This is a genomic window from uncultured Nocardioides sp., from assembly GCF_902805925.1.
GTDB lineage: Bacteria > Actinomycetota > Actinomycetes > Propionibacteriales > Nocardioidaceae > Nocardioides.
Genome location: NZ_CADCUP010000144.1, coordinates 1 through 6,160 on the forward strand (window position 1 = coordinate 1; position 6,160 = coordinate 6,160).

The following is a 6,160-nucleotide window of genomic DNA, read 5'->3' on the forward strand; positions in this document are numbered from 1 at the left end:
GGCACGGAAGGGCCGGTGGAACCAGATGGTGTGGTCGAGGCTGGCGGGCTGGAGCCGTGGGGAGGCGATGTTGAGGTCGTGCGGCACCAGCGCCGCACCGAGCAGCGTCAGGTCGCTGGCGTAGGTGAAGGCCGCGAGGTGCGTGATCGGGTCCTCCCCCACGTCGCCGTCGACGCGGACCCACAGCCGCGCCTGAGCGGGGTGCGCCGGATCGGGGGTGAGCCCCTGCGTCGAGGTGCCGAGGTGCCGGATGTCGAGGGCGGACCACTCGCGGTCCCAGTCGTCCCCCGCGCTCTGCGACGAGCGGCGCGCCAGGGCCGACATCGGGTAGCCGGCATCCGGCCCGGGGACGTCGGGCATGACGTCCTGGTGGTCCAGCCCGTCCTCGGCCCGCTGGTAGTTGGCGGTCAGGAAGTAGATCCCCCGGCCGTGCTGGCGCGCGACCACCCGGCGGGTGGCGAAGCTGCGCCCGTCGCGGATCCGCTCGACGTCGTAGATGATCGGCACCCGCGTGTCACCGGGCCGCAGGAAGTAGGAGTGCAGGGAGTGCAGGGAGTACTCCGTGTCGACGCTGCGGGCGCCGGCGACCAGGGCCTGCGCGGCGACCTGGCCCCCGAAGACCCGTTGCCTGGTCGTCTCCGGCTGAGTGCCGCGGTACAGGTCGACGTCGAGGTCCTCGAGCTCGAGCAGGCGCAGCAGGCCGTCGACGGGCGCGGGCATCAGTCGCCCTGCCCTTCCTTGGGGCCGTCGGTGCCGTCGAGGCCGGCCAGGAACTGCTCGAACTGCTGGCCGATCTCCTCCCCCGTGGGCAGCGGCTGGTCGTCGGCGAGCAGCGAGGAGCCGCTCTCCTCCGAGCGCCGGAACGCGTCGTACTGCTCCTCCAGGGCGGTCACGACCTCGCCGACCTCCTCGTTGGACTCCAGGTAGCGCGCGATCTCGACCTCGCACCGCCGGGCGGCCTCGCGCAGGTCGGTCAGGTCGATGGTGAGGTGGCCGCCGAGCTCGAGGTGCTCCAGCAGCGTCAGCGACGCCACGGGGTAGTCCATGGAGGCGAGGTAGTGCGGGATGTGCGCGACGAAGCCCAGGGAGTCATGGCCCCACTCGCCCAGCCGCAGCTCCAGGAGCGCCTGGGCGCTCGAGGGGATCCGCAGCTCGCTCTGCCAGGGGCTGGAGGTCACCAGCAGCTCGGGCCGGTTGGCGTGGGGGGTGATGGCGATCGGCCGGGTGTGCGGCACCGCCATCGGCACCGCGCCCAGGCTCACCACGCGGGTCACCGCGAAGCGCTCGACCACGGCGCGCACCCCACGGGCGAACCCCTCCCACCGGGTGTCGGGCTCCGGGCCCCGGAGCAGCAGGAACGGCGTGCCGCCGGTGTCGCGGACCAGCCGCACCGACAGCCGGGGCGCGTCGTAGTCGGCGTAGTGGTCGCGCACGAAGCTCATCGCCGGGCGCCGGGCGCGGTAGTCGTGCAGCGAGTCGACGTCGAAGGTGGCGACGACCGGGCCCTCGGAGCCGTCCTGGAGGTACTGCGCGGCATGGTCGGCGGCCTGCCCGGCGTCGAGGAAGCCGGTCAGCACGACCACCATGGTCAGGTCGTCGACGCCGTCGAGCTCGGGCACCTCGTCGACGATGTGCACGAGCCTGGACTCCTGGGACACGCGGTTCCTCCTGGGACTGCCGAGACGGCCTGGTGCGCCCACGATAGGGCGACGGGCTGAACGCGCGGGCCGGTGGCCCCATTCCCCCGGCCGGTCAGCGTCCCTCGCCCACGGTGAGGCCGATGGCGGCGCGTCAGGTGGCCGACACGGTGCCGTCGGCCTGCTTGACGACCAGGCCGTCGGTGATGGCGAAGGCCACCGCGTGCTCGAACCGGTTCGACTCCCAGTACGACGCCCCGACCATGACCGCGAGGTCGTCGAGCGACTGGGGGCCGTTCGCCTCCAGGGCGCGGACCAGCTGCCCCATCTCGTGGAACACCTGTCGGTCGCGGGGACCCTCGGTGCTGGGCTTGGGCGGCGGCATGGGCATGGCAGGTCTCCGGGTGGGTGCGTCGTCGGGGTCAGGCCGGGGCGGGGGTGGAGCGGTCGGAGCCAGACGCGGGTGTGTCGTCGTCCTCCGCCGTGAGGGGCCTCGCGATGTTCTCCAGCGTCTGCTGCTCCGCGTGCACCCCGAGGAAGATCGCGACGATGCCGCCGGCGATCATGAGCGCGGCCCCGACGAAGTACCCCGGGGCGATGCCGGCGATGTCCCCGGACTCGGTGGCACGGTCGATGAGACCACCGAAGTACAGGGGCCCGCTGATGCCGCCGGCGGCGGTGCCGATGGCGTAGAAGAACGCGATGCACAGGGCGCGGGTCTCCATCGGGAAGACCTCGCTGGCCGTGAGGTACGCCGCGCTGGCCCCGGCGGAGGCGAAGAAGAAGATGACCATGCCGAAGATCGTCAGCTCGACCGCGCTGAGGTTGCCCAGCAGGAAGCCGGCGACCGCGAGCAGCACGCCGGAGATGATGTAGGTGCCCGCGATCATCTTGACCCGGCCGACGGTGTCGAACAGCGACCCCAGCAGGAGGGCGCCGGCGAAGTTGCTGGCCGCGAAGGCGGCGATGTACCAGCCGGTCTGCTCGACGTCGAGGAACGTCGAGAGGCTGTCGCCGTAGGTGAAGAAGAAGGCGTTGTAGAGGAAGGCCTGGCCGATGAAGAGCGCCAGGCAGAGCACCGTGCGCTTGGGGTAGAGGGTGAAGACGGTCCTGGCGATCGTCGTGAGCGGGATCGTCTTGCGCTGGCGGATCGTGAGCGTCTCCGAGACGGTCGGCAGCGACTTGCCGGTCTCCTGCTCCACGGTCCCCTCGATGCCGCGGACGATCTTCTCCGCCTCGTCCTCGCGACCGTGGATGAAGAGCCAGCGGGGGCTCTCCGGCACGTTGCGACGCACGATCAGGATGCCGATCGCCAGCACCGCCCCGAGCGCGAAGGCACCGCGCCAGCCGAGCTCCTGGTTGGCCACGACGTCGGGGTCGAGCAGCGGCACGGTCAGCATGGCGCCGAAGGCGGCGCCGACCCAGAAGGAGCCGTTGATGGCGATGTCGATGCGGCCGCGGTACTTCGCGGGGATCAGCTCGTCGATCGCGGAGTTGATCGCGGCGTACTCCCCGCCGATGCCGGCGCCGGTGATGAAGCGGCAGACGAAGTAGAAGAGCGGGTTCATCGAGAAGGCGGTCAGCACGGTGCCGAACAGGTAGACCCCGAGCGTCAGGAGGAACAGCTTCTTCCGTCCGAAGCGGTCGGTCAGCTGCCCGAAGAAGAGGGCGCCGATGCACGCACCGGCGACGTACACCGCACCGGCCATCCCGATGTCGGTGCTGGTGAGGCCCAGGCCGGTCTCCTCCGACTTCAGCGCCTCCGAGAGCGAGCCCACGATGGTGACCTCGAGCCCGTCCAGGATCCAGACCGTCCCGAGGCCGATGACGACGATCCAGTGCCACCTCGCCCAGGGCAGGCGGTCCATCCGCGCGGGGATGTCGGTGGTGATCCGGCCCTGCTCGACCCCTGCTGCCATCTGCGGCACTCCGTTCGTCGGTACGGCGCTCGAGACCTTCCTGGGAGAAGGCAACCGGCGAGGGGTACCCCGTCGCGGGTGTGTCATGCGACACAGCACGCACGGGGCAGGCCGTCTGCTCAGGAGGGGTCGGCGCCCACCAGCGCGCGGCCGTCGCGGACCGCGGTGACGTCCTCGACGATGTCGCGCGCGATCGCCTTCGCCGAGAGCCCCGTGCGCTCGAGGATCGCGCCGCGCTTGGCGTGACCCAGGAACTCCTGCGGGATGCCGAGGAGGCGGAACGGCGTGGTCACGCCGGCCTCGTTCAACGTCTGCAGCAGCACCGCACCGCAGCCACCGACCTTGCCGTTGTCCTCGATGCTGACGACGAGCCGGTGGTCACGGGCCAGGTCGACGACGCCCGGGTCGACCGGCTTGACCCAGCGCGGGTCGACGACCGTCACGCCGATCCCCTGCGCCACGAGCCGGGCGGCCACGTCGACCGCGACCTCGCACATCGACCCGACCGCCACCACCAGGACGTCGCGCCTGCCGTTGCGGACCAGCACGTCGGCCCCGCCGGCCTTGCCGATCGCCGGGATGTCGTCGGGCGGCGGCCCCTTGGGGAAGCGCACGACGGTGGGGGCGTCGTCGACCTCGACCGCCTCGTCGAGCAGCTCCTCGACCCGGCTGGCGTCGCGTGGTGCCGCGATCCGCAGGCCGGGCACGACCTGGAGGATCGACATGTCCCACATGCCGTTGTGGCTGGCACCGTCGTCACCGGTGACCCCGGAGCGGTCGAGGACGAAGGTCACGCCGCAGCGGTGCAGCGCGACGTCCATGAGCACCTGGTCGAAGGCGCGGTTGAGGAAGGCCGCGTAGACGGCGAACACCGGGTGGAGACCACCCATCGCCAGCCCGGCGGCGGAGGTGACCGCGTGCTGCTCGGCGATGCCCACGTCGAAGGTGCGCTCGGGGAACCGCCGCGCGAAGGCGTCGAGGCCCACCGGGTGCATCATCGCCGCCGTGATGGCCACGACGTCCTGGCGGCGCTCGCCGAGCGCGACCACGGCGTCGGAGAAGTGGTCGGTCCAGATCCTGCCCTTGGGCCTCTCGGCACCCGTCTCCACGTCGAACGGGCCGGGGCCGTGGAACTGGTCGGCCTCGTGCCGCTCCGCCGGGTCGTAGCCGAAGCCCTTGCGGGTCAGCGCGTGCACGATCACGGGTCCGCCGAAGCGCTTGGCGTTGGCCAGTACCTGCTCCATGGCGGCGCGGTCGTGGCCGTCGACCGGGCCGACGTACTTCAGGCCGAGGTCCTCGAACAGGCCCTGCGGGGCCAGGGCGTCCTTCATGCCCTTCTTGACGGCGTGCAGGGCGTCGTACGCCGCGGGCCCGACGCCGGGGACCGCGTTGAGGCGCTTCTTCACCAGGTCGAGGACCTGCTCGTAGCGCGGGTTGGTGCGCAGCGCGGTCAGCGCGGTGGCGAGGCCGCCGACGGTGGGGGTGTAGGAGCGGCCGTTGTCGTTGACCACGATCACCAGGCGGCTGTCGTGGGCGACGGCGATGTTGTTCAGGGCCTCCCAGGCCATGCCGCCGGTGAGCGCCCCGTCGCCGATGACCGCGACGACGTGGCGGTCCTCGCCGCGGATGCGGTAGGCCTTGGCCAGACCGTCGGCGTACGACAGGGCGGTGGAGGCGTGGGAGTTCTCGACGATGTCGTGGTCGGACTCCGCCTGGCTGGGGTAGCCGCTCACGCCGCCCTCCTGCCGCAGCCTCTCGAAGCCCGCCATCCGGCCGGTGAGCAGCTTGTGGACGTAGGCCTGGTGGCCGGTGTCGAACACGATGCGGTCGCGCGGGGAGTCAAAGGTGCGGTGGATCGCCATCGTGAGCTCGACGACCCCCAGGTTGGGCCCGATGTGGCCGCCGGTGCGGGCGCACGTGGCGATCAGGAAGTCCCGGATCTCGGCGGCCAGGGCTGCGAGCTCGGCGTCCTCGAGGCCACGCAGGTCGTGGGGGGTCGAGATCGACTCCAGGTGCCCCATGGAACTCCCTCACTGCTCGGCGTGCGTACTGACGGTGCTGCAACGTTCGAGTCTAGGCGATGGGGGCTGCCCGACCCGAGTCGAGCAACCCGGGCAGGGTGGCCCGCACCGACGCCGTCAGCGGGCGGCCGGGCAGGGTCGCGGGGTCCACGAACACCATCTGGCGGCCCTCGTGGCACTCGACGTCGTCGTCGGAGAGAGTGGTGCGGGCGACGTACAGCTCGAGCTGGTCGTCCTCGCCGCACGACTCGCTGTAGTAGCGGAACCGCCCGTGGAGGGTCAGCGCGCCGGGCTCGAGACGGACCCCCGTCTCCTCCTCGAGCTCGCGGTAGGCCGCCTGCTCGTAGGTCTCCCCCGCCTCCACGCCGCCGCCGGGGAAGCCCCAGCACTCGGGGTCGATGCGCGGGTGCTCGTCGCGCTCCTGCATGAGCAGCCAGCCGCGCGGGTCGATCAGGGCGACGCTGGCGAAGTGGTGCATGGCGACACCGTAGGACCCCCGCCCCCATGGGGTTCAATGACCGCATGGACCCCCTGCGGCTGCTGCCCGACGCCACCCGGTCGCTGGTGCGCACGGTCGACGGCC

General features: G+C 71.7%; 6 protein-coding genes. All 6 read right to left on the reverse strand.

What is annotated here, in order from left to right; all coding sequences use genetic code 11:
• Positions 1 to 720: acyl-CoA thioesterase II (locus tag QZX64_RS10225; protein ID WP_295659173.1), on the reverse strand; the 720-nt coding region annotated here is incomplete at its 3' end.
• Positions 720 to 1,658 carry a PAC2 family protein gene (locus QZX64_RS10230; protein WP_295659174.1) on the reverse strand — a complete coding sequence of 313 codons (939 nt, stop codon included), beginning with the start codon at positions 1,656 to 1,658 and terminating at the stop codon, positions 720 to 722. The genes QZX64_RS10230 and QZX64_RS10225, both read right to left, overlap by 1 nt.
• A 133-nt stretch (positions 1,659 to 1,791) precedes the next feature.
• On the reverse strand, positions 1,792 to 2,028 hold the full coding sequence (locus QZX64_RS10235) for a hypothetical protein (protein ID WP_295659176.1): 237 nt from the start codon (positions 2,026 to 2,028) through the stop codon (positions 1,792 to 1,794).
• A 31-nt stretch (positions 2,029 to 2,059) separates the two neighbouring features.
• A complete protein-coding gene (locus tag QZX64_RS10240) occupies positions 2,060 to 3,556 on the reverse strand; it encodes an MFS transporter (protein ID WP_295659179.1) in 1,497 nt (498 codons plus the stop codon).
• A gap of 119 nt (positions 3,557 to 3,675) precedes the next feature.
• Positions 3,676 to 5,577 (reverse strand): 1-deoxy-D-xylulose-5-phosphate synthase, encoded by a 1,902-nt coding sequence (gene dxs, locus QZX64_RS10245; protein ID WP_295659181.1) that lies wholly within the window; start codon positions 5,575 to 5,577, stop codon positions 3,676 to 3,678.
• Positions 5,578 to 5,629: 52 nt separating this feature from the next.
• Entirely contained in the window at positions 5,630 to 6,055 is a 426-nt protein-coding gene (locus QZX64_RS10250) for an NUDIX domain-containing protein (protein WP_295659185.1), read from the reverse strand.
• Positions 6,056 to 6,160 lie beyond the last annotated feature (105 nt).